A 26,253-nucleotide genomic window follows, 5' to 3' on the forward strand; every position below is an offset into this window, starting at 1 on the left:
TTTCAAAATAAAACCAGTTGAAGCATGGACGATCTGGTTTTACTCTGCAACCAAAAAATGTGCGGTCAGTTTTTCAGCTTGTGCATAAGGCAGATAGGATGAACAGGAAAAAGGGGAGGAGATAATCATGGTGAAGCGCAAAAGTTTGAAAGAGGATGTGTGTCCCGTCGCGCGCGCGCTGGATGTGGTTGGCGATCGTTGGACATTGCTGATTGTCCGCGATGCTTTCGATAATCGCCGCCGTTTCAGCGATTTTCAGCGCAGTTTGGGCGTTGCTAAAAATATTCTTACCGACCGTCTGCGTACCCTGGTTGATGAGGGCATTTTGTCCGTTCAGCCCGTTTCCGAAAGCTCGGCCTATCAGGAATATGTTCTGACGCCAAAAGGTGAACAGCTCTTCCCGCTCGTCGTGGCGCTACGTCAGTGGGGTGAACAGCAGCTATTTGCGGAAGGGGAACCTCACTCCCTGCTATTGGATAAGCACACCAGCCAGCCTCTGCAAGCCATGCTGCCGCATTCTGCACAAGGGCAACGGTTGGATGGGCAAGATACGTTCGTTCAGAAAATCGATTGAGGGGCCGTGATGCAGACAGAATCGAGAGAAACAGGCAGCGATCTTGAGGCAATCTCCCGCTATCTGAAGAAGTTGCACGTACTGACGCTATGCGTGGGTGAAAATTCGGAATTATGGTGTGCGAGTTGCTTCTATACTTATGAGGAGCAACAAATAGCCTTCTATCTAATGACGGAGTTGCAGACGCGCCACGGTGAAATCATGGCAAGGTTGCCGCAGGTCGCTGGTACGGTCAGCGGCCAGCCGAAGAGCGTCATGTTGATTAAAGGCGTGCAGTTTCGGGCGCAGGCGGTGCAGTTGGAGGGGGATGACGCGCAGCAGGCCAGAGCGCGGTACAACGCACGTTTTCCTATTGCACGAGCATCAAAAGCGCCGATCTGGCGGCTCGATCTGACAGAAGTCAAAATGACGGACAATACGCTGGGCTTTGGTAAGAAACGTTACTGGCAGCGTGAAGAACAGATGGGCCAGAAAGAACACCATAAGCATGAAAAGATGGGATAGTAAAAGTTGCAGAGCAAGGGGGAAAACCGATGAGCCGGGTACTGTTATTAGGTGCAACGGGGTTAGTGGGACACGAACTGTTAGAACTGCTGAAAGCCAATAACCGGGTAGAGACGGTCTATGCACCAACCCGTAAACCGCTGATGCCTTCGGATAAAGTGGTCAACCCACACGATCCCGATCTGTCTGCTGCGCTGGCGCAGTTGACCGCTCCTGTCGATATTGCCTTTTGTTGTCTGGGGTCGACGCTCAAGACGGCAGGCAGTAAGCAGGCTTTCCGCTATGTGGATTACACGCTGGTCGTGGAAGGATCAAAAGTAGCGTTAGCGCTGGGCGCGACGCATCTTTTGGTGGTTAGTTCACTGAGCGCGAATGCAACGTCGCCTTTCTTCTACTCGCGAGTGAAGGGGGAAACGGAAAAATCGCTGCGTCAGCAGGGCTGGCAGCATTTGACATTGGCACAGCCGTCGATGCTGCTGGGGGAAAGAGAGGACAGTCGCACACTGGAGAGCCTTGCCGCACCGCTGTTTCGCCTGTTTCCGGCGAAGTGGCGGGCGATTGAGGGGAAAACCGTGGCGCAGGCGTTGTTGAATCAAGCCTTCTCGCCAGAGCCAAAAGCGCGGGTAACGGTACTGGAATCCGATCAATTACGTTCGCTGGGTCAGTGGCAACCGCTTCAGTAGCTCCTTATCGATCAACGCAGGCGGTGGACAACCTGATTGCTGCTGCCGCGCCAAATCAGTGCGGGATCTTTCAGATCTTGCACAAATTTTCCATCGACTAACACGTTGATGAGATCGACCACTCGCTGTTGTTCCGGTGTGATATCCGCCAGCACGTAGCCTGTCCAAACCCAGATATCTTTGCCTGGGCATTCCGCACGGATACGTTCGACCAGCCGCAGAATATCAGGCACGTTCTGTGGGTGAAGTGGATCGCCGCCAGACAGCGAAATTCCCTGTCGTGGAACTTCTGTATCCTGAAGATCGGCGATGATCTGGTCTTCCTGTTCCTGCGTAAATGGCTGACCGGAGTTCAGTCGCCAGGTGCTTTTGTTGTAGCACCCAACGCATTCATGCACGCAGCCAGCGACAAACAGCGTGCAGCGGGTGCCGGGGCCGTTGACGACATCGACGGGATAATATTGGTGGTAATTCATACGGTAGAGCTCATGTTATGACGCGGGTGTGTGTTGACGATGCCGCGAAAGGTGGGCCGCATTGTTGCGGCCCAGAAGGGATCAGCCCAGTTGACCGTTGCCCAGATGCTTAATCCGGCGTTTAACTTCTTCCTGCTTACCGGCGTTGAACGGGCGAGCGTCCGGGCTACCGAGGTAGCCGCACACGCGACGTGTCACGGAAACGCGCGCCGAATCGTGGTTACCGCATTTTGGGCAGGTGAAGCCTTTACTGGTGCACTCGAATTCACCGGTGAAGCCACACTCATAGCATTCGTCGATCGGCGTGTTGGTGCCGTAGTAAGGCACGCGCGTGTAGCTGTAATCCCACACGTCTTCCAGCGCTTTGAGGTTGTGTTGCAGGTTCGGATATTCGCCGTAGCAAATGAACCCACCGTTAGCCAGCGGCGGATAGGGCAGCTCGAAGTCGATTTTCTGGTAAGGATTCACCTTCTTCTCCACATCGAGGTGGAAGCTGTTGGTGTAATAACCTTTGTCCGTCACGCCCTGTACGACGCCAAACTCGGCGGTATCCAGACGACAGAAGCGATCGCACAGATTCTCGCTCGGTGTGCTGTACAGGCTGAAGCCATAACCCGTTTCATCTTTCCATTGCTCGGTGGCGGCTTTCAGACGGGCGATGACGGCTACGGCTTTGGCTCGCAGCGCTTCATCATCAAACACATGCGTTTGGTTACCGAAGAGCGCATTGATGGTTTCATGTAGGCCAATATAGCCCAGCGAAATCGAGGCGCGTCCATTCTTGAAGATGTCCGCGATGCTGTCGTCCGCGTTTAAGCGCACGCCACAGGCACCTTCCATATACAGGATTGGCGCGACGCGTGCTTTCACACTTTCCAGCCGCGCAATGCGTGTCATCAGCGCTTTCTTCGCTAACGTCAGGCGTTGATCCAGCAGTGTCCAGAAGCGGTCTTCATTGCCTTCGGCTTCTAGCGCAATCCGCGGCAGGTTCAGGCTGATGACGCCCAGATTATTGCGTCCGTCGTGAATCTGCTGGCCGTTTTCTTCATAGATACCGAGGAAGCTGCGGCAGCCCATTGGCGTTTTGAACGAACCGGTGACGTTCACGACCTGATCGTAATTCAGGATATCCGGGTACATGCGTTTGCTAGCGCACTCTAGCGCGAGTTGTTTGATATCGTAATTCGCATCGCCTGCCTTATGGTTCAGACCGTCACGGATAGCGAAGACCAGTTTCGGGAACACTGCGGTTTTGTGGTTTTTACCCAGCCCGGCAATGCGATTGCGCAGGATGGATTCCTGAATCAGACGCGATTCCCAGCAGGTGCCAAGCCCGAAGCCAAAGGTGACGAACGGCGTCTGGCCGTTAGCGGTGTGCAGCGTGTTGACTTCGTATTCCAGTGACTGAAAGGCGTCGTAGCACTCTTTTTCCGTGCGGGTTCTGGCATAGTTTTCTGCATCTGGGATCTTCCACTCTTCCGCCACGGCTTTGTGTTTCGCATGGCTGGCGGTGACGAACGGCGCCAGAATTTCATCAATACGGTTAATCGTGGTGCCGCCATAAATGTGGCTGGCGACCTGCGCGATAATCTGCGCGGTGACGGCGGTAGCGGTTGAGATAGATTTCGGCGGCTCAATTTCCGCATTGCCCATTTTGAAGCCGTTGGTCAGCATGCCGTTCAGGTCGATCAGCATGCAGTTAAACATCGGGAAGAACGGCGAGTAGTCGAGGTCGTGATAGTGAATCTCACCACGTTCATGCGCCAGCACCACATCACGCGGCAGGATGTACTGTTTGGCGTAATGCTTGGCGACGATGCCTGCCAGCAGATCGCGCTGGGTGGGAATCACTTTACTGTCTTTGTTGGCGTTCTCGTTCAGCAGCGCCATGTTGCTCTGCTCGACCAGACCGCGAATTTCTTGATTCAGGCGACCGTGGCGTTCACGCGCAATATCTCGGTCATGGCGGTATTCGATGTAGGTACGTGCCAGCTTCTTGTAATTGCCGGACATCAGCAGGTTTTCGACTGCGTCCTGAATATCGCGGATATCCACGCGCGATTTATCCTGCATTTGTTGAGCGACCGCACAGGCCACCGTTGCACAGTAGTCTGCATCATTGACATCGGCTGCACGTGCCGCGCGTTCGACCGCCTCTTTGATACGAACTTCATCAAAAGGCACCTGGCAACCGTCCCGTTTAATCACAACTGGTTTCACGTTTTCTTCCTCTAGAAAGGTTATCCACAGGCGAAAGCCCTAGCCGACAAGGGTTGATGAGGGCTGTGGATGACACTGTGGATAAACACTATATATGGGTCGTGTTTATAGGATAGGCACTATATATTGAAATTGCGTAGGGGGGTTGCGCTTTTATCGCTGCAAAATTGATGTAGAGCAAAGAAATCATCATGTCGGAGTGAATTTGAACCTGAACAAAAAATAGTCAAAAAAGACGATTGAAGCGTGAAGGCTTGCTACGCGCGGGTTGGCAGAAATTCGTCTTTTTTTTGACCGTGATATGAGTCTGGGATGTCCATAATCTTGTTGTGGTGAAAGAAAAAGCAGAAAAAAGCGCACCGATTACTGTGCGCTTTTTGGGGATTGTGCTGCTGATTGTTAGCGACGAACGGCGATCGCTTCGATCTCGATTTTCACATCTTTCGGCAGGCGGGCGACTTCAACGCAAGAGCGAGCCGGGAACGGTGCATCATGTTCCTTGAAGAAGGCTTCATACGCGGTGTTCACGAGGGTGAAGTCGTGCAGGTCTTTCACGAACACGGTCATTTTCACGATATCGGAAACTTTCAGGCCAGCAGCTTCCACGATCGCCTGAACGTTTTCCAGTGACTGGCGCGTCTGAGCGGTGATGTTGTCAGCGACCAGACCACTTTTCGGGTTCACGGGGATCTGACCAGAAGTGAAGATCATGCTGCCAAGGTCTACGCCCTGAACATAAGGGCCGATGGCGGCTGGGGCGTGCTCAGTGCTGATAATGCGTGACATGGTATCTCCTTGATGGGGGCGTAAAAGGAACGCGGACGCAGCCATTATTCAAAAAAGCCCCGTGACAGGCAATGTCCATTACGGGGCAAAGCAGAAAACTAGCGATCTTGCAGCACAGCCTGACGCTCAAACTCTTTCTCACAGTACTTACACTTCAGGTGAACGTCGCCGTCGCGTTGTTTAACGTTGAACGACGATGACACTGGTTCGCTGCGGCTGATGCAGTTGCTGTTCGGGCACGTGAGCACACCGGTAATGTGATCTGGCAGCGTCGGCACCAGCTTGCGCACCACGTCATACTCGTCGATCTGATTGACGGTCGCTTGTGGTGCGTAGATCGCCAACTGATTCGCCTGCTGCTCAGTCAGAAATACGTTTTCGATCTTGATCAGATCTTTGCGCCCAAGATGGTTGGACGGCAAATTCAGGCCGATGGTGATGCGCTGGTCTGTCGCAGTCAGTTTAAACAGCGTCAGCAGCTTAAAGCCCACCTGTGCGGGAATGTGGTCGATCACCGTGCCACGCTTGATCGCTTCAACCTGTAATTTATTATCGTGTGTCATGATGGTGTCTTCCTCTTACAGAACCAGTTCGCGATTCAGGACCAGCGCCAGCAGCGCCTGACGGGCGTAAATACCGTTGCCCGCCTGTTGGAAATAATAGGCGTAGGGCGTGGTATCGACATCAATGGTGATCTCATCGACGCGCGGCAGCGGGTGCAGCACTTTCAAATTCTGGCGGGCGCTGTCCAGGTCGGCAGCGCGCAGGACAAATTGGGATTTGATGTTGATGTATTCGGACGGATCCAGACGTTCTTTCTGAACGCGCGTCATATACAGAATATCCAACTCGCCGACGACGTCGTCGATGCTGTTGTGCAGGCTGTAAGCAATATTCTTCTCTTTCAGCATGCTCAGAATGTAGTCGGGCATGGCCAGTGCGTCTGGAGCGATGAAGTAGAAGCGGTTGCCTTCGAACTTCGCCAGCGCTTGCGTAAGTGAATGCACGGTGCGGCCATATTTCAAATCACCGACCATCGCGATGTTGATGTTGTTCAGCCGGCCTTGCGTTTCCTGAATGGTGAACAGATCGAGCAGCGTTTGCGTCGGGTGCTGGTTCGCACCGTCTCCGGCGTTCAGTACCGGAATACCGCCGGAAAACTCGGTGGCAAGGCGGGACGCACCTTCCTGTGGATGGCGCATCACGATGGCATCAACATATTGGCTAATGACGGAGATCGTGTCGGCCAGCGTTTCGCCCTTTTTCCCCAGCGACGTGTTGTTGCTGTCGGCGAAACCGACGACGGAGGCACCGAGACGATGCATCGCGGTTTCAAAGGATAGACGCGTCCGGGTGGAGGCTTCGAAGAAGCAACTGGCAATCACTTTATGTTTTAACAGCTCAGGTTGAGGTTTGGCTTTCAGGCTGGCAGCAACATTCAGCGCCAGCTCTAAATCTTCCCGACTGAGGTCGTTAATCGAAATAATATGTTTTTGATAGAGCGGATTGACCATGTTGTCTTTCTCCTAACGAGTAAACAGGAAATGTCGTATCTGGCGGCCCGGACGATGGGCAAAAAAAAGCCCCTCATTGAGGGGCTTTCTTAACTGATCGATTGAGCAACGGAAAGGAAAACGCTGGCTTGCTGCCGGATGGCAGTTGTGGTTGAGAACCAACATAAGCAGCGGATTTTTTGGTGTAACAGTGCATGACCCCTCCCGGCAAACTGTCGGGAATTATACGCGCCGACTAGGCTATTTCAAGCATAAAATGTGGTTTTTTACGCACTGCAATCGGTTGCGGAGCGAATGCTCTCTGCATGATGACCGTAGACGAGAGAAGGCTGGCCGAGAAGAGTGATGAGCAGTTCACTTTTTTGGATTAACGTGCTGGCGGGTGGCACATTTGCAGAGTATAAGGTTTGTAAAACGGGGTTTCATTTTTTATATCGATGAGGTTTTTATGATTACTGGCAACGTCCACCACCTTGAACTGGTTCCTTATCTGCCTGCCAAATTGCGTGAAGCGATTGAGTATGTGAAGCAAAACATCACGGCGGATACCCCGCTGGGCAAGCATGATATCGAGGGTAACAGCGTATTCGTGCTGATTTCCAACGACAGCACCGATCTGCTGGAAAAGCGCCGCGCTGAGTATCACGCCAAATATCTGGATATTCAGATTGTGCTGTCTGGCGTAGAAGGGATGACGTTCAGCAACCTGCCTGCGGGCAAGCCGGATACCGATTGGCTGGCGGATAAAGACATTGCTTTCCTGCCTGCTGGCGAGCAAGAAAAGCTGTTTGTGATGCAGGAAGGGGACTTTGTCGTCTTCTTCCCTGGGGAAGTACATAAACCACTGTGTGCCGTGGGTGAACCGGCGCACGTGTGCAAAGCCGTGGTGAAAATCGACGCATCGCTGGTGTAGGATTTCTGTGAACAAGGAACGTTCAACTATAAAATGGAAGGCAATAATGGCAATAATTCCTTAGATGTCTCCCAGTGTTTTTCCCCTTCTGCAGAGCAGTAAAGGAAAAACCACGTCAATACCGCAAGGCCTAGAAAAAAACAGCCAGTCAGTTGCTTAACTGACTGGCATTATTCAGAAAATGATTTTCTTGCTAGAAAACCTCATGACCTTTCTATTATAGATATGTTATTACTTTAAATTATGTGGGATGTTTTCTCTGGTATTGGCCTGTCACAGACTTTTTATTCTCTTTTAGTTTTTATAAACAGGTACATATCAGGTACGGCATATTTTATGTAGGGTAATTTTAATGTAGGGATGCACTGATGAAACAAATTACATTACCTGACAGATTAATCGCCATGTTCGAAGGCGATCCTCTCGTCGGTTGGGCAGTAAAAGACACAAGCTCCCGTTTTATTTATGTCAATAACACCTTTAAAACCTGGCAAACCATATCAACGCGTTATGATTATGAAGGCTTGAATATTAAGGATATCCCTGTTCCTGTAGCCGAATTTTCAGACATTTTTAACCAGCAGGAACGAGAGATAGAGCGTACAGGTAAGGCGGTGAGAGCCATTACAACGCATATTCAAGGCGCGGAAAAAATAATGCAGCCTGCCTACAATATTCAGGAGCCACTCTATGATGAACACCGTAACTGTGTAGGCACGGTTATCAGCGTCAGACATGTCAGGATTATCACGCCGACCTCGTTGCTGAATGGAACAATAATGCAACACTCTACCTTCGAGCCCCCTTCTAAGATATTTACCGAGAAGGAATGGGAGGTTATTTACCTGCTGGTCTGTGGGATGATGCTTAAAGATATAAGCAGCATCCTCTCAATCACCGTCGATGCCGTTAACAGCAGACTCCGAAGCTGCTACAGAAAAACAGGCTTGAATTCACTATCAGGCCTAAAGGAATACTGTAGAGATAACCGATTTGATAACTACATCCCGCTGTTCTTTCTGAAAAAAGGACATATCATTATCAGAGGCTAACCTGATGGATCCAGATTTGACTCCTGTTGAGTATTACTTTGATAACTCTTTGTTTGGCTGGGCAATAAAGGACTGCAACTCTCAGTATGTTTATGGCAATAAGACGGTATGTCAGTATTTCGGCGTAACAGAAAATAAACTGTTAGGCAGTCTCGACACTGACTTAATACCCGATGTCAGCGAACACTACGACCATATACTTTATGACGACCAAAAAATATTGACCACAAATGAAATGAGTATCGTCCTCAAAACATTTGATTACGGAAGACGGAATAGACTCAGATCTTTTCTGGTGGAGAAGCGTCCTTGGCGGCTCAATGATGGCACTGACGGTATTGTTTGCACTTACATAGAAATCACCAATGTTTACTTTTCAACCTTTCTTATGCCATGTGAAAGGAAGCCTGTTGTGTTCACCCGACCAGCAAATATTTTTACAGACAAAGAGTGGGAGGTCGTTCTTTTGCTGCAAAGCGGGGTGAAGCAGAACCGTATCCCGGACATACTCGGTATAAGTTCTTCAACGCTTCGTAACAGGATAACGCGTTGCTGTGATAAAACAGGTGTGACAAACAGCGCCACCTTGATCGAGCACTGCAACCAAAAAGGATGGGATAACTACATTCCCCCTTTTTTTCTGATAAAAGGGCATGTGTCGATTACCTGAGAGCCTGCCCACCTCTGATCTGTTTTTAAAACACATCAAAGGCAGGCTAAACCTTAATCCTGTGCAAGCGTAGCGACCATCACGGCTTTGATGGTGTGCATACGGTTTTCCGCCTGATCGAACACGGTACTGTGCGCGGATTCAAAGACCTCGTCCGTGACTTCCATTCCACCGTGCAGGCCATACTGTTCTGCCATTTGCTGACCCATGGTTGTTTGGTCATCATGGAACGCTGGCAGGCAGTGTAGGAACTTCACCTGCGGATTGCCCGTTGCGGCGATCATCGCCATGTTCACCTGATACGGTTTTAGCAGCGCGATACGCTCTTTCCACGTTTCTTTCGGTTCACCCATAGAAACCCAAACGTCGGTATAAATGAAGTCTGCGCCCGCGACGCCTGCGGCGATATCTTCTGTCAGCGTGATGCTGCCGCCCGTTTGCTCTGCTGCTGCTTGACACTCAGCCACCAAACCGGCATCCGGCCAGCAGGCTTTTGGCGCAACAAGGCGTAAATCCAGCCCGGTCAGCGCCGCCGCTTCCAGCATGGTGTTGCCCATGTTGTTACGCGCATCGCCAGCGTAGACGAGCGTCATGTCTGACAACGCTTTACCCGGCAAATGTTCCTGCATTGTCAGCAGATCGGCCAACAACTGCGTGGGGTGGAATTCGTTTGTCAGTCCGTTCCACACTGGAACACCTGCATATTGCGCCAGCGTTTCAACAATGTGCTGGCCGTAGCCGCGATATTGAATGCCGTCGTACATTCTTCCCAGAACGCGGGCGGTGTCCTTGATGGATTCTTTATGACCAATTTGGCTACCGCTTGGGCCGAGATAGGTCACTTGCGCGCCCTGATCGTATGCAGCAACTTCGAAAGAGCAGCGAGTACGAGTCGAATCTTTTTCGAAGATGAGTGCGATGTTTTTACCTTGCAGGCGGCGAGTTTCGGTTCCGCTTTTTTTATCGGCCTTCAGTTTCGTCGACAAAGCTAAAAGATGGGCAATTTCTGCGGGTGTAAAATCCATTAACCTTAAAAAGTGACGCTTATAGAACGGTTGCATGATGTATCTCTCCATGTGGCTCAACACTATCCCCGTCATACTTCAAGCTGCATGTGCGTTGGCTTCTCTTACTCACCCCAGTCACTTACTTGAGTAAGCTCCTGAGGATTCGTGCGATTGCCGCCTTCCTGCAACTCGAATTATCTAGGGTATATCTATCGGATTAAAAGCTATTCATTGAATTAAAATTCACTTTATATGTGTAATTATTCAAATTCAAGTGGTGATATCAAACTTTGTGGTGGAGCAAGCCGCAGGGCTGTGGGACAATAAGCAATATTACGTCGATTAATGAGGACTGAGGCATGGCAAATCGCGAATTACTGGAAGAGCAACGGGAAGAGACACGCCTGATCATTGAAGAACTGCTGGATGATGGCAGCGATCCTGACGCGCTCTATACCATTGAACACCATTTCTCTGCTGAGAAGTTTGAAGTGTTGGAGAAAGTTGCTGTAGAAGCCTTCAAGCTGGGCTATGAAGTGACGGATGCGGAAGAACTGGAAGTGGAAGATGGCGTGTTGCTGATGTGCTGTGATGCGATCAGTGAAGTCGCGCTGAATGCGGAACTGATCGACGCGCAGGTAGAACAGCTACTGGCGCTGGCAGAACGCCACGGTGTGAATTACGACGGGTGGGGTACTTACTTCGAAGATCCGGATGGTGAAGGCGAAGAAGGGGATGATGAAGATTTTTATGACGAAGATGATGACGGTAAGCGCCATTAACCATTGAGCTTCAACCCTGCCTCACAGAATGCCGCGGGAATACCCTGCGGCGTTTTTATTTGGTTTTTACGCGATCGTTATGTCGATCGCTTAAATGCGGATACCGTATTTCCCTCGGAATCTCGATCCTGCAACAATCGGTATGGCTGTCTACAGCACTTTCAGCATCGTCACTTCACAATCGGTGTGGCCCGTGTTGCCCATTGAATGGGGAATCGCATCGAAGCCCAGCGAGGCATATAGCCGAATTGCGCTGGTCAAGTGACCCGTCGTTTCCAGATAACAGCGGCGAAAGCCATGCTGACGAGCAAAATCAAGCGCTTGTATTGCTAACTGACGTGCCAGACCTTTGCCCCGCACAACGGGTAAGAAATACATTTTCTGTAATTCACAGACATCTTCTTCACCCGCAACCAGCGGCGCAACCCCACCCCCGCCAACCACGCGGCCTTCATATTCAATAACCCAATAGGCGCTTTTCGGCTGGTTATACAGGGCAAACAACGCATCCAGATTAGGGTCGGAGACGGTGTAACCTTTATCGGCCGTTAAACCAAATTCGGCAGAAACCTGACGGATGACCTGTGCAATAGCGGCATCGTCCTGCGCAGTGATTAGGCGTACCTGAAGATTCGTGGAGGTCGCAGTTGTCATAATACATACTCTTGTTCTTACGGTTTACGAGGGTAATGATCTTGACCGATTGTAATACCATTTCAGACCACCTCGATGCAACGTCTATACCTGTCATCGTTCAAGTGGCAGCACGTCAGTTTCTCTATGAATTACCCTATCTCTAATAATTAATCAGTATATAAATTTGTTTAATTGCTGTTAACTTTTATTGTTGTCGTTAACAGGACATGCTTAAATAAGCCGCTTTTTGTATGCCGATAGCGTGTCCAATAAAGCGTTTATGAAGTTTATTTCTTTTAGGATGAAAGGGTTATGACTACCAATACTTCAAAAAATAACACGCAGCATCGCGTGCAGTTTCATGGTAAGGCTGGGGAATATTTTGCAATTTGGCTGGTGAATGCGTTATTAACGGCAATCACCTTGGGGATTTATTCTGCATGGGCGACAGTGCGCCGCCGCCGTTATTTCTACGGCAATACGGAAATTAATGGTGACCGTTTTGACTATCACGCCCAGCCTATTCAGATCTTAAAAGGACGTTTGCTGGTTATTGCCGGTATTATTCTGTTTTATGCCGTAATGGCCGCATCACCGACGCTTGGCATACTGCTCGCGTTGGCATTTTCGGCCCTCATTCCGATTATTGTCATCCGTAACTGGCGTTATAACGCCATTATGTCCAGCTATCGTGGTATCCGTTTTAATTATCATTGCCAGACAGGCCGCGCATATTGGGTATTACTGCTTTGTCCTATTTTGCTGCTTCTGGCTTTGTATGCCGCGCTGGTTGTTGTGATGGTTATTGGTATGCAGAGCAATAGCCCGATTCTGGCTGTATTCATCGCCCTGGCGCTTGCTACTCCGGGTTTTGCTGCGGTGAATGGCATCATGAAAATGATGCAGCTTGATTTCTATGTGAATAACCTGTTTTTCGGTAAAACGGCGTTTAACGCAGAATTGACGAAAGCAGCATTCATTAAAATTGGCCTGATTGGCGTACTGATTATTATTCCTTTCGTGATCGTAGGATTGTCATTCATGAGTTCGGCCTTCTTAACCTCATTCCAGACCGCGATAATGGGTGGCAGAAATGAAGATGAGGTGCTCAGTATGATGGCGAGCAATACTCTTAATCTGATGATCACGCTGCTTGTGGTGCTGCTGGGGGTGCTGGTTTCCACTTGCTACCAACTGGTCGCACAGCGTAATTACCTGTTCAACCAGACATCGCTGAGCGGTGGTGTGAAATTGCACTCTTCCATGAAAACGCTGTCTTACATATGGCTGCTGATAACCAATAGCCTGATTACGGTCTTTTCTTTCGGTTGGGCTGCACCGGTGGCAGAGATTCGTCATGCACGCTATCTCGCGAATGCGACGATGGTTGAAGGCGATCTGGCGCTGCTGCACGTTCAGGCACATCAGGACACGGCAAACAGTGCACTGGCCGAAGAAGCCGTACAAGCCCTCGATTTGGGTGTCGGCCTGTAAGTTATAAGGCAGGAATATGAATATTGAGGGGCATTATCAATACCCCGGATTGGCGGCCCGCGTGGCCGCTTCTCTTCATTTAACGGACAATGGTTCGATGATGGTGCTGAGCACGGAGTCATCGAATACGACATTTACATTGGAGCAGGTCGAGGTTTCCGATGCGCTGGGATCTATTCCCCTGACGTTAACGTTTCCTGACGGCGGTCGCTTTGTTCCTTCCGACGATCCTACATTTCGTGCGTGGTATTCCGCGCGCCGTCGCCCTGGGCTGGTCCATCGTCTGGAACGCCATAAGCGTGGCGTGATTCTCACGTTATTTGCCACGCTATTCATTGTCATAAACTATGTCTATGTGGTGTTGCCGTGGGCGAGCTCCGCGTTGGCGCTACACATTCCTACCGCCATCGAACAGCAATTAGGGCAACATACGCTAACGCTGTTACGGCACAGCGATTTTAAACCTTCAAAACTGCCTATTGCTCGCCAACAGGCGATGCAAACGCTGTTTCAACAGGTTATGCCCGCTGACATGCGGGAAGACAAAACGCCGCTGCGCCTGGAGATTATGTCGGCGCCTATTGGGCCGAATGCCTTTATGTTGGCAGATGGCACGCTGATTATCAGTGACGATCTGGTAACGCTGGCGAAAAGTGATAACGAGCTGGCTGCGGTGATGTTGCATGAAATGGGACACCACGCCTACCGCCATCCAATGCGCATGGTCGTGCGTTCATCGCTGGTGTCGCTGACGTTCATGTGGATGACGGGGGATGTCAGTGGAGTGGGGGATATCGTGTTGCAGTCTGCCGCTTTTATCAACGAGATGCAGTTTTCTCGCGATATGGAGCGGGAAGCCGATGCATGGGCAATAGCAAAAATGCAACAGCAAGGGCGTTCGCTTCAGTCCATGCAGGCAATGTATCAGGCCCTGATCAATCACGACCGCAGCGAGGATGACGTTGAATCGCTGGATTTACCTGACTGGTTGAGCACACATCCAGATATGGACGAGCGGCTGAGAACGATTGAAAGAGAAATGAATAAACACTGATCCTCAACGCTGATTTTAACTCCTGCCTAATGCCGATAGTGTGCGGATATCACTGCGTACTATCGGCATTCTTATTCGTGATGTGAACAACTTCCCCCTGCTTTTGCTGTTTTTATGGGCATTAATGTCGAGTGGAAAGGACGAGCGGCGTAGTCAGCCGATTAACAGGAATGCGTTAAATATCATTCTATTGAAAATTTCTTATAGAATCGTTCGCTATAAATAAAAAATCCAGATAATAATATGTTTTTATTATTAGCTCACTTATGGTTATTGGGATTTTTCCTAATAGACATTAAAATCGCGGCTTCACGACGTCATGATTACCGAAGAGCTATTTATGGTTAACCGAATACTATCAGGGGTGGTGGGTGCATTTCTGTTAATGCTGTCACCATTAACGCATGCACAGACAAATTTTTCAGCACCGCAAGAAGGCGACTGGATCGCGCCTGAATTTACCTTCAACAGTGGCGAAAAATTAAAAGATCTACGCATTCACTATTATACGATCGGTGATAAAACCAAACCTGCTGTCTTATTGCTACATGGAACGAACCAGCCGATTAAGGCGCTGTTAGCAAATGGTTTTGGCGGGGAGTTGTTCGGGCCGGGGCAGGCTCTGGATAGCAGCAAATACTTTATTATCATGCCGGAAAGTATTGGTTCTGGAAAATCGTCCAAACCGTCAGACGGCTTACGGATGGCATTTCCCCAATACGATTATAACGATATGGTGCAAGCCCAATATCGCTTAATCAAAGAAGGGCTGGGTATTAACCACCTGCGTTTGGTGATGGGATATTCCATGGGCGGGATGCAGACCTGGCTCTGGGGGGAAAAATACCCGGACATGATGGATGCATTGGTGCCAATGGCGTCGCTGCCAAATGAGTTGTCTGGTCGTAACTGGATGATGCGTCGCATCTTGATTGAGTCCATCAAGAACGATCCGGCCTGGAATAATGGCGATTACACGCAGCAACCGCCAACGCTCAAAACGGCCAGCATTATGTTCAGTATCGCCACTACTGGCGGAACGCTGGCCTATCAGAGCAAAGCGCCGACGCGAGCACAGGCGGACAAACTGGTAGAAGATCGCCTTGCTGCGCCGTCAAGCAGCGATGCCAATGACTTTATTTATATCTGGGGGTCGTCTGCAAATTATAATGCTGCCCCGGATCTGAATAAAATTAAAGCCCCTGTTCTGGTGATTAACTCTGCGGATGATGAGCGTAATCCTGTTGAAACAGGCATCCTGGATAATGAGCTTAAGAAGATTAAGCAGGCGACGGTGTTCCTTATTCCCGCCAGTAACGAAACCAGCGGGCATGGCACGATGATGTCAGCAAAATTTTATAAAGATGAGTTGCAACGTTTCTTAGACAAGAATCAGTCGCAGAAAAAGAATAAAAAATAAATTTTAATGGCCGACAGGAAATAGGTTTTCTGTCGGCCATTATCTTCTTTATTTGTTCCTTTATTTTATTACGATTTTATAACGGATTTATTTCAGTTCGTGGGATTAACACGTCTGGAAATTGAAATATAACGACTATTACGTAAATAACTGAACGGCTCTGCTCTGGAGCTGGCACTCACCCTTCCTTATTTTCAGACTACAGGGATAATTTATGTTTCGTAAGATAAAGATCCGTACTGCCCTCAGCATGATGGTGTTTTCGTTAGCGGCGCTACTGCTTTTTGTCGGCGTTTTAGGGTTGGTTGCAGTTCAGTCGGGGAATAAATCATTTGCCCGTGTCGATATGGAAGTGTTGCCAGGGTTGGTCGCGTTGAATGACAGTTCCGAACTGCTGTTGCGTGGCCGGTTAGATTTACGTCTGTACGAATCATTAATGGGCAAAGGGGACGTCGAGGCAGCGAAAGTCGCACTGGGACGCGCCAGAGGTAAGGTCGATGGTGCCAGCGAGAAATGGCAGAACTACCTGAAATATCCACAGTCCGCAGAAGAAAAAATCATTTCTGCGGACATGGCTGAGAAACGTAATACGCTGATGCAGGAGTTTATCGATCCGGCATTTGCGGCGCTTAACGCAGGGAATCTGGATGAATATCGCCAGCGTGCCGGGAAATCGACGGTGCTGTATGCCGCGTTTGATAAATCGTCTAAAGCGCTGGTTGCCTTCAAGCTGAAGAGCATTGATGAAGCCTACGCGGATTCGAATGGGCGTGTGGAGTTGATGGAAACCATCTTGTACGCCGCGATTGCCTGTGCGTTGCTGTTGGCTGCACTGGCGTGGTCTGTGATGACCAACCTTATTGTGAAACCGTTGAATCAGGCTATTTCCGTCTTTGACCGTATCGCGGAAGGCGACCTGCGTGCGCAGATTGATAGCAGCGGGAAAAATGAAATTGCACAGTTGTTCGCCGCGGTTCAGCGCATGCGTGACGGGCTGGAAAATATGGTGCGTGTGGTGCGTAACGGTACTGATGCGATCAGCGTTGGCGTTGAGGAAATCGCATCCGGCAATATCGATCTCTCTAGCCGTACCGAGCAGCAGGCGGCCTCGTTGGATGAAACGGCTTCAAGCATGGAACAGATCATGTCAACGGTGAAAAACAACGAAGACAACACGCGTAAAGCCAACGATCTGGCGTTGAAAGCCTCGGATTCTGCCTCTCGCGGCGGGAATGTTGTGACCGAAGTGGTTGATACCATGCGTTCTATTAAGCAGAGTTCTGCCAAAATTTCCGACATTGTTGGAGTGATCGACGGCATCGCTTTCCAGACCAACCTGCTGGCACTGAACGCTGCGGTGGAATCTGCCCGTGCGGGTCAATATGGTAAAGGCTTTGCGGTGGTTGCCTCTGAAGTACGGATGTTGGCGGCGCGTAGTGCGACGGCAGCGAAAGAGATTGGCACCATGATTGATGCCTCCCTTAGCCGTATTGAAAAGGGCGCAGGGCTGGTTGAACTGGCGGGTAATACCATGGATGAAGTGCTGATGGATGTGAAAAAAGTGGTTGATATCATGGATGAAATCACACTGGCTTCCAGCGAACAGAGTCGAGGTATTTCGCAGATTAATATCGCCATCAATCAGATGGACGGTGTGACGCAGCAGAATGCGTCATTGGTATCAGAAGTGGCGACCTCTGCGAATGCGCTTCAGGAACAGGTGATTAACCTGCAACAGTCCGTTTCCCGTTTCCAGATCGCAAGAGAAAGCGTGGGAATGAACGGTATTCTGCCCGGCTTGCGTCAGAACATTGCACTGGCCGATGCTCGCTAATCGTTAAATTCTCCACCGTCTGTTTTCGCCAGTGTTATTTTGGCGGCGAAAACAGGCGACTGATACGCGTATTCATTCCGCTATAAACGGCACTTGAACCGTCAAGGTTAGCCAGACGCCGTTATCCGCCTGATAAAAGATAAACCCCTGTTGATGCATCTCTAACGCCTTTACTTTTAGTACCACGGGCTTGCCATGCCGCTGGCCGACTTTTATCGCCGTTGCTTCATCAGCGGATAAATGCACATACTGACGCGAGCCGGGAAGCAAACCCTGCTGATTTATTGAGTCGAGAAATCGGGTTGCCGTGCCGTGGTAAAGCCACTCGGGCGGTGTTTTAGGCTCGTAACGCAGATCGACCTGTGATGATGAGTGCCCCTGCGCTGCCCGGATCGATAAGCCATCCGCCGAAATAGAAAAGCGCTTTTTGTCACTGTTATCAACGACAGACTGAATCACTTCTCTGGTAAGAAGGCGTCCGTCTCTTGCCGCGCCGCTAATCAGTTCAGCAATGTCTGCCCATCCTTCACTGTTCAGCGTGAGCCCAATGGCTTCGGGTTTGTGCCGTAACACGTAGCTAAGAAACTTGCTGATATCATCATGATTTGTGTTGCTCATTGTGTTCTCCATCCATGCATGGTGCGAAGCGAATAGATTGTAATTAAAATACTTTTTACGCGAATAAAAAATAAAAAGCCTCGTTTTTCAACGAGGCTTTCGTACCACCACTTCTGTGCTACCGCTGAAAACGGGTAGTTACAGCGCCGCGATGACCGCTTGCTGCTCCAGCAGTTTGGTTTTGTCTACGGCGTAGCCGTCCAGCTTCTCACGCTCTTTGGCAACGACTGCTTCCGGTGCTCGTGCTACAAAGCCTTCGTTGGACAGCTTGCTCGCGATGCGCTCAATCTCTGCTTCGATTTTCGCCACTTCTTTCGCCAGACGATCCAGCTCTGCCGCTTTGTCGATCAGGCCGGCCATTGGAATCAATAGCTCGGCACCATCGATGAGCTTAGTGACGGAAACCGGTCCTTTGTCGCCCGCTGGCAGCAGCGTAATGCTTTCCAGACGCGCCAGCGTTTGGATAAAGCTGCGGTTTTCTTCTACGCGACGCAGTGCTTCGGTAGTGGCATCGCGCAGTAAGACTTCCAGCGGTTTGCCCGGTGCGATATTCATTTCTGCACGGATATTACGCACGGCGATGATCGCCTGCTTGATCCACTCCAGATCGTTCAGCGCCAGCGTGTCTTCCTGCGCGGCATCAAACTCTGGGAATGGCTGCAACATGATCGTGTCGTCGTTAATGCCTTTCAGCGCTTTGACGCGTAGCCAGATGGTTTCGGTAATGAACGGAATGATCGGATGTGCCAGACGCAGCAGCGCTTCCAGTACGGTAACCAGCGTATGACGCGTACCGCGCAGTTCCGCTTCCGTACCACCGTTCATTACGGGCTTCGTCAGTTCCAGATACCAGTCGCAGAACTGGTTCCAGGTGAATTCGTACAGAATGTTGGCGGCAATATCAAAGCGATAACCGTCCAGCGCATCGCGATAAGCTTTCACTGTGCGGTTGAATTCCGCCAGAATCCAGCGGTCAGCCAGCGACAGCACTTTTTCACCTGCACCAAAACCGCAATCCTGACCTTCGGTGTTCATCAGCACAAAACGGCTGGCGTTCCACAGTTTGTTACAGAAGTTGCGGTAACCTTCCAGACGCTTCATGTCCCAGTTGATGTCGCGGCCAGTAGAGGCGAGCGCCGCCAGCGTGAAGCGCAGAGCATCCGTGCCGTGAGGCTCGATGCCGTTCGGGAATTGCTTCTCGGTGCGCTTGCGGATTTTTTCCGCTAGCTGTGGCTGCATCATGTTGCCGGTACGTTTTTCCAGCAGCGCTTCCAGCGAGATACCGTCCACCATATCCAGCGGGTCGATCACGTTCCCTTTGGATTTGGACATCTTCTGGCCTTCTTCATCACGGATCAGGCCGGTCATATAGACGGTGTGGAATGGCACCTGCGGTTTGCCGTCTTCATCTTTGATGAAGTGCATGGTCAGCATGATCATGCGGGCAATCCAGAAGAAGATGATGTCGAAACCACTGACCATCACGCTGCTTGGGTGGAACGCTTTCAGATCGGGCGTTTGCTCCGGCCAACCCAGCGTAGAGAACGTCCACAGCCCGGATGAGAACCAGGTATCCAGCACGTCTTCGTCCTGATTCAGAACGACATCGTCAGCGAGGTTGTTTTCACTGCGTACTTCCGCTTCGGTGCGACCCACATAGACGTTACCGTTGGCATCGTACCAGGCCGGGATACGATGGCCCCACCACAGTTGACGGGAGATACACCAGTCCTGAATGTCACGCATCCAACTGAAGTACATGTTTTCGTACTGTTTTGGCACGAACTGGATGCGGCCATCTTCCACGGCTTCCACCGCAGGCTTAGCCAGCACGGCAGCACGCACGTACCACTGGTCGGTCAGCATCGGTTCAATAACGACGCCGCCACGGTCGCCGTAAGGAACGGTCAGATCGTGCGCTTTGATCTCTTCCAGCAGGCCGAGTTCATCGAATGCGGCGACGAGCGCTTTACGCGCGGCAAAACGTTCCAGACCCTGGAAGGCTTCTGGGATTTCGCTGCTGTAAGCGGTACTGGCTTCGCCATTAGTATCAAAAATTTCGGCGCTCTGGCGGATATCTCCGTCGAACGTCAGGATGTTTACCATCGGCAACTGATGGCGTTTACCCACTTCGTAGTCGTTGAAGTCGTGGGCTGGCGTGATCTTCACGCAGCCGGTGCCTTTTTCCATGTCGGCATGTTCGTCGCCAACGATCGGAATACGACGGCCAATCAGCGGCAGGATCACTTCTTTGCCGATGAGATCTTTATAACGCGGATCTTCTGGGTTAACGGCGACGCCAGTATCACCCAGCATCGTTTCCGGGCGAGTCGTAGCGACGACCAGATAGTCTTTTCCTTCGGCCGTTTTCACGCCATCGGCCAGCGGATAACGCAGGTGCCACATCGACCCTTTCACGTCGCGGTTTTCTACTTCCAGATCGGAAATCGCCGTGCGCAGCTTAGGGTCCCAGTTCACCAGGCGTTTGCCGCGGTAAATCAGGTCCTCTTTATACAGGCGGACGAAAACTTCTTTCACCGCGTTGGACAGGCCTTCATCCATGGTGAAGCGCTCGCGCTCCCAGTCAACGGAGTTGCCCAGACGGCGCATCTGATTGGTAATGTTGCCGCCGGATTCGCCTTTCCACTGCCAGATTTTGTCGATGAACGCTTCACGGCCGTAATCGTGGCGAGTTTTGCCTTCTTCTGCGGCGATCTTGCGCTCAACGACCATCTGCGTGGCGATACCAGCGTGGTCAGTACCTGCCTGCCACAGGGTGTTTTTGCCCTGCATACGCTGATAGCGGATCAACGTATCCATAATGGTTTGCTGGAAAGCATGACCCATATGCAAGCTGCCGGTGACGTTGGGCGGCGGGATCATAATGCTGAAGCTTTCTTTACTCGTGTCGCCGTGCGGCTTGAAGTAGCCTTGCTTTTCCCAGTGTTCGTAGAGCGGCTGTTCGATATCTTGCGGGTTATATTTCGTTTCCATTATGCTCAAAATTCAGTGAGTTGGCGGCGTAGCCGTGGTCAATTGGAAGCCGACGCTGCGATAGGTTTTATAGCGGTCGCGCGCCAACTGTTTTAAGGATTCTTCGTAAGGGACAAAGTCTATCACTTCATGGAAAGCGGTGGCAAAATCTGCGAACTGCGGCAATAGGCTGATCAGCAGGTCACGTGGTGCATTACCACGTCGCTGTGGCCACGCCAGTTCGACCGGTGCGCCGTGACGGGGTCCTTCGCCTGCCAGATTATGTGGCACGAACGCGTTGGGATCGCGCTGCCATAATGCTTCATCCAGCCTAATAGCCTGCTGCTCGTCTTCGCAGGCAATCAACACGCGCTTTCCTGCTCGCCAACGTTCTGCCGCCAGATCGCATGCCAGTGCCTCATGGGCGCTGAGCTCACCGCTTTTGCTGTCGTGTTCGAGAAGATAGAACGTTGCGTTTTTCATTGTTTACACTATTGATTGCTAAGAGCCAGAAAGTGATAAGGGCCGGTAGTCCGGCCCATAAGACGACAATGACATGATAAGGCCATTGCCCTGACGCGAAAGTCTTATTCTACGTCGTTCTGTCCGGCGCGGTTAAGCAGGAACTGTGATAACAGTGCGACCGGACGACCCGTTGCGCCTTTGGCCTTGCCAGAGCGCCATGCAGTGCCCGCGATATCCAGATGCGCCCAACTGTACTTACGCGTAAAGCGCGACAGGAAGCAGCCTGCGGTAATGGCGCCGCCCGGACGACCACCAATATTCGCCATATCGGCAAAATTGGACTCCAACTGCTCCTGGAATTCGTCGGTCAGCGGCAGACGCCATGCGCGGTCACCAGATTGCTCGGACGCACTCAATAATTCGTGCGCCAGCGGATTGTGGTTTGCCATCAGCCCGGTGATGTGGTGTCCCAGCGCAATCACGCATGCACCCGTCAGCGTCGCGACGTCAATGACGACATCCGGCTCATAGCGTTCAACGTAGGTCAGTGTATCACACAAGACCAGCCGGCCTTCCGCATCGGTGTTCAGCACTTCTACCGTTTGACCGGACATCGTCGTCAGCACATCGCCGGGACGGTATGCGCGTCCGTCGACCATATTTTCACAACCTGCCAGTACGCCGACGATATTCAACGGCAGCGCCAGCTCGGCTGCCATGCGCATCACGCCGTAGACCGTTGCCGCGCCGCACATGTCGTATTTCATTTCGTCCATACTGTCGGCAGGTTTGATGGAGATGCCGCCGGAATCGAACGTCAGCCCTTTACCGACCAGTACAATTGGGCGAGTTTCCGGGTTCGGATCGCCTTTGTATTCGATCACGGACATCAGCGATTCATTCTGTGAGCCCTGGCCTACGGCCAGATAGGCATTCATGCCCAGCTCTTTCATCTGCTGTTCACCAATCACGCGCGTGATGATGTTCTGGCTGTAGGTGTCAGCCAGTTGACGCGCTTGCGATGCCAGATAGGCGGCATTACAGATGTTCGGCGGCATATTGCCGAGATCTTTCGCGGCCTTGATACCTGCGGCAATCGCCAGACCGTGCTGGATGGCGCGTTCACCGCTGGTCAGTTCACGGCGCGTCGGCACGTTGAATACCATCTTGCGTAGCGGACGGCGCAGCTCGACCTTATTACTCTTAAGCTGATCGAAGGTATACAGCGTCTCTTTCGCGGTTTCGACCGCCTGACGCACTTTCCAGTACGTGTTACGGCCTTTCACGTGCAGCTCGGTCAAGAAGCAGACCGCTTCCATCGAACCAGTTTCGTTCAGGGCGTTGATGGTTTTCTGAATCACCTGTTTGTACTGGCGTTCATCAAGCTCACGCTCTTTACCGCAGCCAATCAGCAAAATGCGCTCAGAAAGAATGTTAGGTACATGGTGCAAGAGCAGTGATTGCCCCACTTTGCCTTCTAATTCACCACGGCGAAGCAACGCGCTAATATAGCCGTCGCTGATTTTATCGAGTTGTTCGGCAATAGGGGACAGACGACGCGGTTCAAACACGCCGACGACAATGCAGGCACTGCGTTGTTTTTCCGGGCTACCGCTTTTTACGCTGAACTCCATGTACTCTCCTGAATCTTAAAGACAAAGGCGGGGGCAACGGCTAGAATATGATACTCCGTAATACTTTCCCGCCGTTGCGTTAACATAACCTGTGTTAATCTTAACGACGTAACGAACCTGTTTTGGTGACTATAAGCAGGTTCTGATACAACAGCTCAAACGCAGTGTGTTGTAATATACTCATCATACTTCAAGCTGCATGTGCGTTGGCTTTCCTCGTTCACCCCAGTCACTTACTGGTGTAAGCTCCTGAGGATTCACTGTGTCGCCGCCTTCCTGCAACTCGAATTATTTAGGGTAGAGTTTGACTAAGAGGGCTGCCAAAAATGAGTATAAATGGCGCGTTAGCGAAGAAACTATCGATTTTCCTGCAAAAAGACAAGTTTTCACAGGCGTAATTAAGCGTGATCATCATTCGATATCTGGTACGGGAAACCTTTAAGAGCCAACTGGCCATCCTTTTCATTCTGCTACTGATTTTCTTTTGCCAGAAATTAGTGCGGATATTGGGTGCAGCCGTTGATGGTGAAATCCCGACAAATTTGGTTATCTCCCTGCTGGGATTGGGCGTACCTGAGATGGTGCAGCTCATCCTGCCATTAAGTCTGTTTCTTGGCGTATTGATGACGTTTGGCCGTCTCTATGCGGAAAGCGAGATCACCGTCATGCACGCCTGCGGGTTGGGCAAACGCGTGTTGTTGAAAGCCGCGCTGGTCTTGGCGGTGTTCACTGGCATCATCGCAACCATTAACGTCATGTGGCTCAGCCCGTGGTCGTCCCGACACCAGGAAGAAGTGCTGGCGGAAGCGAAGGCGAACCCTGGTATGGCTGCGCTGGTCGAAGGACAGTTCCAGTCCGCACAGGGCGGCAACGCGGTGCTGTTTGTCGGCAATGTTAAAGGGTCAGAGTTTCAGAACGTCTTTCTGGCGCAACTGCGCCCCAGCGGTAACGCACGGCCTTCTGTCGTTGTGGCCGATCGTGGTCATATTACCAACGAAGAGGGTGCGCAGGTCGTGACATTGGACAACGGCTCGCGTTACGAAGGCACCGCGCTGTTGCGTGACTTCCGTATTACGGATTTCACTAACTATCAGGCTGTGATTGGCCACCAGGCGGTGACGCTAAATAATAGCGATGTACAGCAAATGGATATGCGTACCCTGTGGCACTCAGAGGCGCACGATGCACGAGCAGAGTTTCACTGGCGGCTGACGTTGATTCTTTCCGTGCTGATTATGGCGCTGATGGTGGTGCCGCTGAGCGTGGTGAATCCACGGCAGGGCCGGGTGTTGAGCATGCTGCCTGCGATGCTGCTGTACCTGATTTTCTTCCTGCTGCAAAGTTCGCTACGTTCTAACGCCAGCAAAGGCAAAATCGATCCAATGGTGTGGATCTGGCTGACCAACCTGATGTACTTCGGCATTGCGGTGATGCTTAACCTATGGGATACCGTGCCGATGCGAAAAATGCGCGCTCGCCTTAAGCCTCGTAGGCTTAAAACACAAGGAGCGGCTTGATGTTTGGTGTATTAGACCGCTATATCGGCAAAACGATTTTCACTACCATCATCACGACATTGTTCATGTTGGTATCGCTCTCCGGCATCATCAAGTTTGTTGACCAGTTGCGTAAAGTCGGGCAGGGCGAGTATTCGGCGCTGGGCGCGGGGCTGTATACGCTGCTTAGTGTCCCAAAAGACATTGAGACTTTCTTTCCTATGGCCGCGCTGCTCGGTGCGCTGCTGGGGCTGGGCCAGCTTGCGACCCGCAGCGAGCTAGTGGTGATGCAGGCTTCTGGTTTTACCCGCCTGCAGATTGCGACTGCCGTGATGAAAACTGCGATCCCGCTGGTATTGCTGACGATGGCGATTGGTGAGTGGGTCTCTCCGCAAGGGGAGCAGATGGCGCGTAACTACCGTTCTCAGATGATCTCCGGTGGGTCGATGATCTCTACGCAGGGCGGATTGTGGGCAAAAGATGGCAATGACTTTATCTATATTGAACGGATAGTTGGCGATAAAGAACTGTCTGGCGTCAATATCTATCACTTTGACGATCGGAACAAGCTGCTGTCTGTACGCTACGCGGCCTCCGCTGAGTTTGACAAGGACAGGAATGTTTGGAATCTCTCGCAGGTTGATGAATCCAATCTGAGTGATGGCAAACAAATTGGCGGCAGCCAGACGCTTAGCGGCGAATGGAAAACCAACCTGACGCCGGATAAGCTGGGCGTGGTGGCGCTGGAGCCTAATGCGTTGTCGATCCGTGGGCTGCATGATTACGCCAAATACCTGAAACAAAGTGGCCAGGAATCAGGCCGCTACCAGCTCAATATGTGGAGCAAAATCTTTGCACCGGTCTCGGTGGCGGTGATGATGCTCATGGCCGTCTCTTTCATCTTCGGCCCGCTGCGTAGTGTGTCAGCGGGTTCACGTATCGTGATAGGGATCAGTTTCGGCTTTTTCTTCTATTTGTTGAATGAGATTTTCCGTCCGCTTAGCCTGGTCTATGGCATTCCTCCGATATTAGGCGCGATTTTGCCTAGCTCGGTGTTTTTGTTCATCAGCGTGGTGTTGCTGCTGAAACGGCGATAATGCTAAACGAGTATGAAAAAGCGTCGAGCGGATAAACCCTCGGCGCTTTTTTGTTGCTCACAACAACGTTCGCACCACATCATATTGACGGCAAAGTAGCCATAACGCGTTGCTAAAGATGATTTTTTCAGCACTTAACCGAGTGTGGAGTGGATTAACGTTGCGCATGGGCCGTCAAACGGTATAATGCCCACGTTTTCCGCATACTACTTCTGTGCCGAAGTGGCGAAATCGGTAGACGCAGTTGATTCAAAATCAACCGTAGAAATACGTGCCGGTTCGAGTCCGGCCTTCGGCACCATTTAGTAGTTCGAGAACGTCCGTAACAGTCCGTAAGTTACTAAAAAGAAA

Annotated in this window: 24 protein-coding genes and 1 tRNA gene; 14 read left to right on the top strand and 11 right to left on the bottom strand. The window is 51.1% G+C overall.

Features of this window, described 5'->3' with window-relative positions; translation table 11 throughout:
* The first annotated feature begins 127 nt into the window (after window positions 1–127).
* From A7983_RS10070 to A7983_RS10080, 3 genes are read left to right on the top strand one after another with little or no spacing between them, the layout of a single operon-like run.
* A complete protein-coding gene (locus tag A7983_RS10070; protein ID WP_005973716.1) occupies window positions 128–574 on the top strand; it encodes a winged helix-turn-helix transcriptional regulator in 447 nt (148 codons plus the stop codon).
* 9 nt (window positions 575–583) lie between these two features.
* Complete coding sequence (locus A7983_RS10075; RefSeq protein WP_005973714.1) at window positions 584–1,078, top strand: YhbP family protein; 495 nt, start codon at window positions 584–586, stop codon at window positions 1,076–1,078.
* 29 nt (window positions 1,079–1,107) lie between these two features.
* Entirely contained in the window at window positions 1,108–1,761 is a 654-nt protein-coding gene (locus tag A7983_RS10080; protein WP_005973711.1) for a Rossmann-fold NAD(P)-binding domain-containing protein, read from the top strand.
* A gap of 11 nt (window positions 1,762–1,772) precedes the next feature.
* Here A7983_RS10080 and nrdG read toward each other — a convergent pair whose 3' ends face one another.
* The 5 genes from nrdG to pyrB form a co-directional block, all read right to left on the bottom strand.
* On the bottom strand, window positions 1,773–2,237 hold the full coding sequence (gene nrdG, locus A7983_RS10085) for an anaerobic ribonucleoside-triphosphate reductase-activating protein (protein ID WP_005973709.1): 465 nt from the start codon (window positions 2,235–2,237) through the stop codon (window positions 1,773–1,775).
* 81 nt (window positions 2,238–2,318) lie between these two features.
* A complete protein-coding gene (nrdD, locus tag A7983_RS10090; RefSeq protein ID WP_005973707.1) occupies window positions 2,319–4,457 on the bottom strand; it encodes an anaerobic ribonucleoside-triphosphate reductase in 2,139 nt (712 codons plus the stop codon).
* 399 nt (window positions 4,458–4,856) lie between these two features.
* Window positions 4,857–5,243 carry a 2-iminobutanoate/2-iminopropanoate deaminase gene (gene ridA, locus A7983_RS10095; RefSeq protein WP_005973705.1) on the bottom strand — a complete coding sequence of 129 codons (387 nt, stop codon included), beginning with the start codon at window positions 5,241–5,243 and terminating at the stop codon, window positions 4,857–4,859.
* Window positions 5,244–5,341: 98 nt separating this feature from the next.
* Window positions 5,342–5,806 carry an aspartate carbamoyltransferase regulatory subunit gene (gene pyrI, locus A7983_RS10100; protein ID WP_005973701.1) on the bottom strand — a complete coding sequence of 155 codons (465 nt, stop codon included), beginning with the start codon at window positions 5,804–5,806 and terminating at the stop codon, window positions 5,342–5,344.
* Window positions 5,807–5,821: 15 nt separating this feature from the next.
* Complete coding sequence (pyrB, locus tag A7983_RS10105) at window positions 5,822–6,757, bottom strand: aspartate carbamoyltransferase (protein WP_005973699.1); 936 nt, start codon at window positions 6,755–6,757, stop codon at window positions 5,822–5,824.
* 448 nt (window positions 6,758–7,205) lie between these two features.
* Between pyrB and A7983_RS10110 the strand changes: the two genes are divergently transcribed.
* The 3 genes from A7983_RS10110 (at window position 7,206) to A7983_RS10120 (ending at window position 9,392) form a co-directional block, all read left to right on the top strand.
* Window positions 7,206–7,670: a YhcH/YjgK/YiaL family protein gene (locus A7983_RS10110; RefSeq protein WP_005973696.1), complete on the top strand. Its 465-nt coding sequence runs from the start codon at window positions 7,206–7,208 to the stop codon at window positions 7,668–7,670.
* A 368-nt stretch (window positions 7,671–8,038) separates the two neighbouring features.
* Window positions 8,039–8,722 carry a helix-turn-helix transcriptional regulator gene (locus A7983_RS10115; protein ID WP_005973693.1) on the top strand — a complete coding sequence of 228 codons (684 nt, stop codon included), beginning with the start codon at window positions 8,039–8,041 and terminating at the stop codon, window positions 8,720–8,722.
* Window positions 8,723–8,726: 4 nt separating this feature from the next.
* Window positions 8,727–9,392 carry a PAS domain-containing protein gene (locus A7983_RS10120; protein WP_005973689.1) on the top strand — a complete coding sequence of 222 codons (666 nt, stop codon included), beginning with the start codon at window positions 8,727–8,729 and terminating at the stop codon, window positions 9,390–9,392.
* Between the two features lie 53 nt (window positions 9,393–9,445).
* Here A7983_RS10120 and argF read toward each other — a convergent pair whose 3' ends face one another.
* Window positions 9,446–10,453, bottom strand: a complete 1,008-nt coding sequence (gene argF / locus A7983_RS10125; protein WP_005973687.1) for an ornithine carbamoyltransferase — start codon at window positions 10,451–10,453, stop codon at window positions 9,446–9,448.
* Between the two features lie 305 nt (window positions 10,454–10,758).
* Between argF and rraB the strand changes: the two genes are divergently transcribed.
* Window positions 10,759–11,181, top strand: a complete 423-nt coding sequence (gene rraB, locus A7983_RS10130; RefSeq protein WP_005973685.1) for a ribonuclease E inhibitor RraB — start codon at window positions 10,759–10,761, stop codon at window positions 11,179–11,181.
* A gap of 150 nt (window positions 11,182–11,331) precedes the next feature.
* On the opposite strand, the gene A7983_RS10135 is transcribed toward rraB, so the two are convergent.
* Window positions 11,332–11,835 carry a GNAT family N-acetyltransferase gene (locus A7983_RS10135; RefSeq protein WP_005973683.1) on the bottom strand — a complete coding sequence of 168 codons (504 nt, stop codon included), beginning with the start codon at window positions 11,833–11,835 and terminating at the stop codon, window positions 11,332–11,334.
* A gap of 294 nt (window positions 11,836–12,129) precedes the next feature.
* Between A7983_RS10135 and A7983_RS10140 the strand changes: the two genes are divergently transcribed.
* The 4 genes from A7983_RS10140 to A7983_RS10155 all read left to right on the top strand — a co-directional run bounded on the left by A7983_RS10140 (window position 12,130) and on the right by A7983_RS10155 (window position 17,619).
* Window positions 12,130–13,311, top strand: coding sequence for a YjgN family protein (locus tag A7983_RS10140; RefSeq protein WP_005973680.1), 1,182 nt, complete (start codon window positions 12,130–12,132; stop codon window positions 13,309–13,311).
* Window positions 13,312–13,327: 16 nt separating this feature from the next.
* Window positions 13,328–14,365, top strand: a complete 1,038-nt coding sequence (locus A7983_RS10145; protein ID WP_005973677.1) for a M48 family metallopeptidase — start codon at window positions 13,328–13,330, stop codon at window positions 14,363–14,365.
* Window positions 14,366–14,705: 340 nt separating this feature from the next.
* Window positions 14,706–15,785, top strand: coding sequence for an alpha/beta fold hydrolase (locus A7983_RS10150; protein WP_039479230.1), 1,080 nt, complete (start codon window positions 14,706–14,708; stop codon window positions 15,783–15,785).
* 214 nt (window positions 15,786–15,999) lie between these two features.
* The gene (locus A7983_RS10155; protein WP_005973672.1) at window positions 16,000–17,619 is read left to right on the top strand and encodes a methyl-accepting chemotaxis protein; all 1,620 of its coding nucleotides are present in this window, start codon (window positions 16,000–16,002) and stop codon (window positions 17,617–17,619) included.
* Between the two features lie 72 nt (window positions 17,620–17,691).
* Here the strand turns inward: A7983_RS10155 and A7983_RS10160 are convergent, their stop codons facing one another.
* From A7983_RS10160 to pepA, 4 genes are all read right to left on the bottom strand, one after another.
* On the bottom strand, window positions 17,692–18,237 hold the full coding sequence (locus A7983_RS10160) for an RNA 2'-phosphotransferase (protein WP_005973669.1): 546 nt from the start codon (window positions 18,235–18,237) through the stop codon (window positions 17,692–17,694).
* A 138-nt stretch (window positions 18,238–18,375) separates the two neighbouring features.
* Window positions 18,376–21,231, bottom strand: coding sequence for a valine--tRNA ligase (locus A7983_RS10165; protein WP_005973667.1), 2,856 nt, complete (start codon window positions 21,229–21,231; stop codon window positions 18,376–18,378).
* Between the two features lie 12 nt (window positions 21,232–21,243).
* Window positions 21,244–21,693, bottom strand: coding sequence for a DNA polymerase III subunit chi (locus tag A7983_RS10170; RefSeq protein WP_005973664.1), 450 nt, complete (start codon window positions 21,691–21,693; stop codon window positions 21,244–21,246).
* A gap of 104 nt (window positions 21,694–21,797) precedes the next feature.
* Complete coding sequence (pepA, locus tag A7983_RS10175; RefSeq protein ID WP_005973662.1) at window positions 21,798–23,309, bottom strand: leucyl aminopeptidase; 1,512 nt, start codon at window positions 23,307–23,309, stop codon at window positions 21,798–21,800.
* 404 nt (window positions 23,310–23,713) lie between these two features.
* On the opposite strand from pepA, the gene lptF reads away from it, so the two are divergent.
* The 3 genes from lptF (at window position 23,714) to A7983_RS10190 (ending at window position 26,203) form a co-directional block, all read left to right on the top strand.
* Window positions 23,714–24,826 carry an LPS export ABC transporter permease LptF gene (gene lptF / locus A7983_RS10180; protein WP_005973659.1) on the top strand — a complete coding sequence of 371 codons (1,113 nt, stop codon included), beginning with the start codon at window positions 23,714–23,716 and terminating at the stop codon, window positions 24,824–24,826.
* Entirely contained in the window at window positions 24,826–25,902 is a 1,077-nt protein-coding gene (lptG, locus tag A7983_RS10185) for an LPS export ABC transporter permease LptG (protein WP_005973656.1), read from the top strand. The genes lptF and lptG overlap by 1 nt, the downstream gene beginning before the upstream one ends.
* A gap of 216 nt (window positions 25,903–26,118) precedes the next feature.
* Window positions 26,119–26,203, top strand: a tRNA-Leu gene (locus tag A7983_RS10190).
* Window positions 26,204–26,253: the final 50 nt, after the last annotated feature.

The sequence above is a fragment of the Pectobacterium wasabiae CFBP 3304 genome (assembly GCF_001742185.1).
Taxonomy (GTDB): domain Bacteria; phylum Pseudomonadota; class Gammaproteobacteria; order Enterobacterales; family Enterobacteriaceae; genus Pectobacterium; species Pectobacterium wasabiae.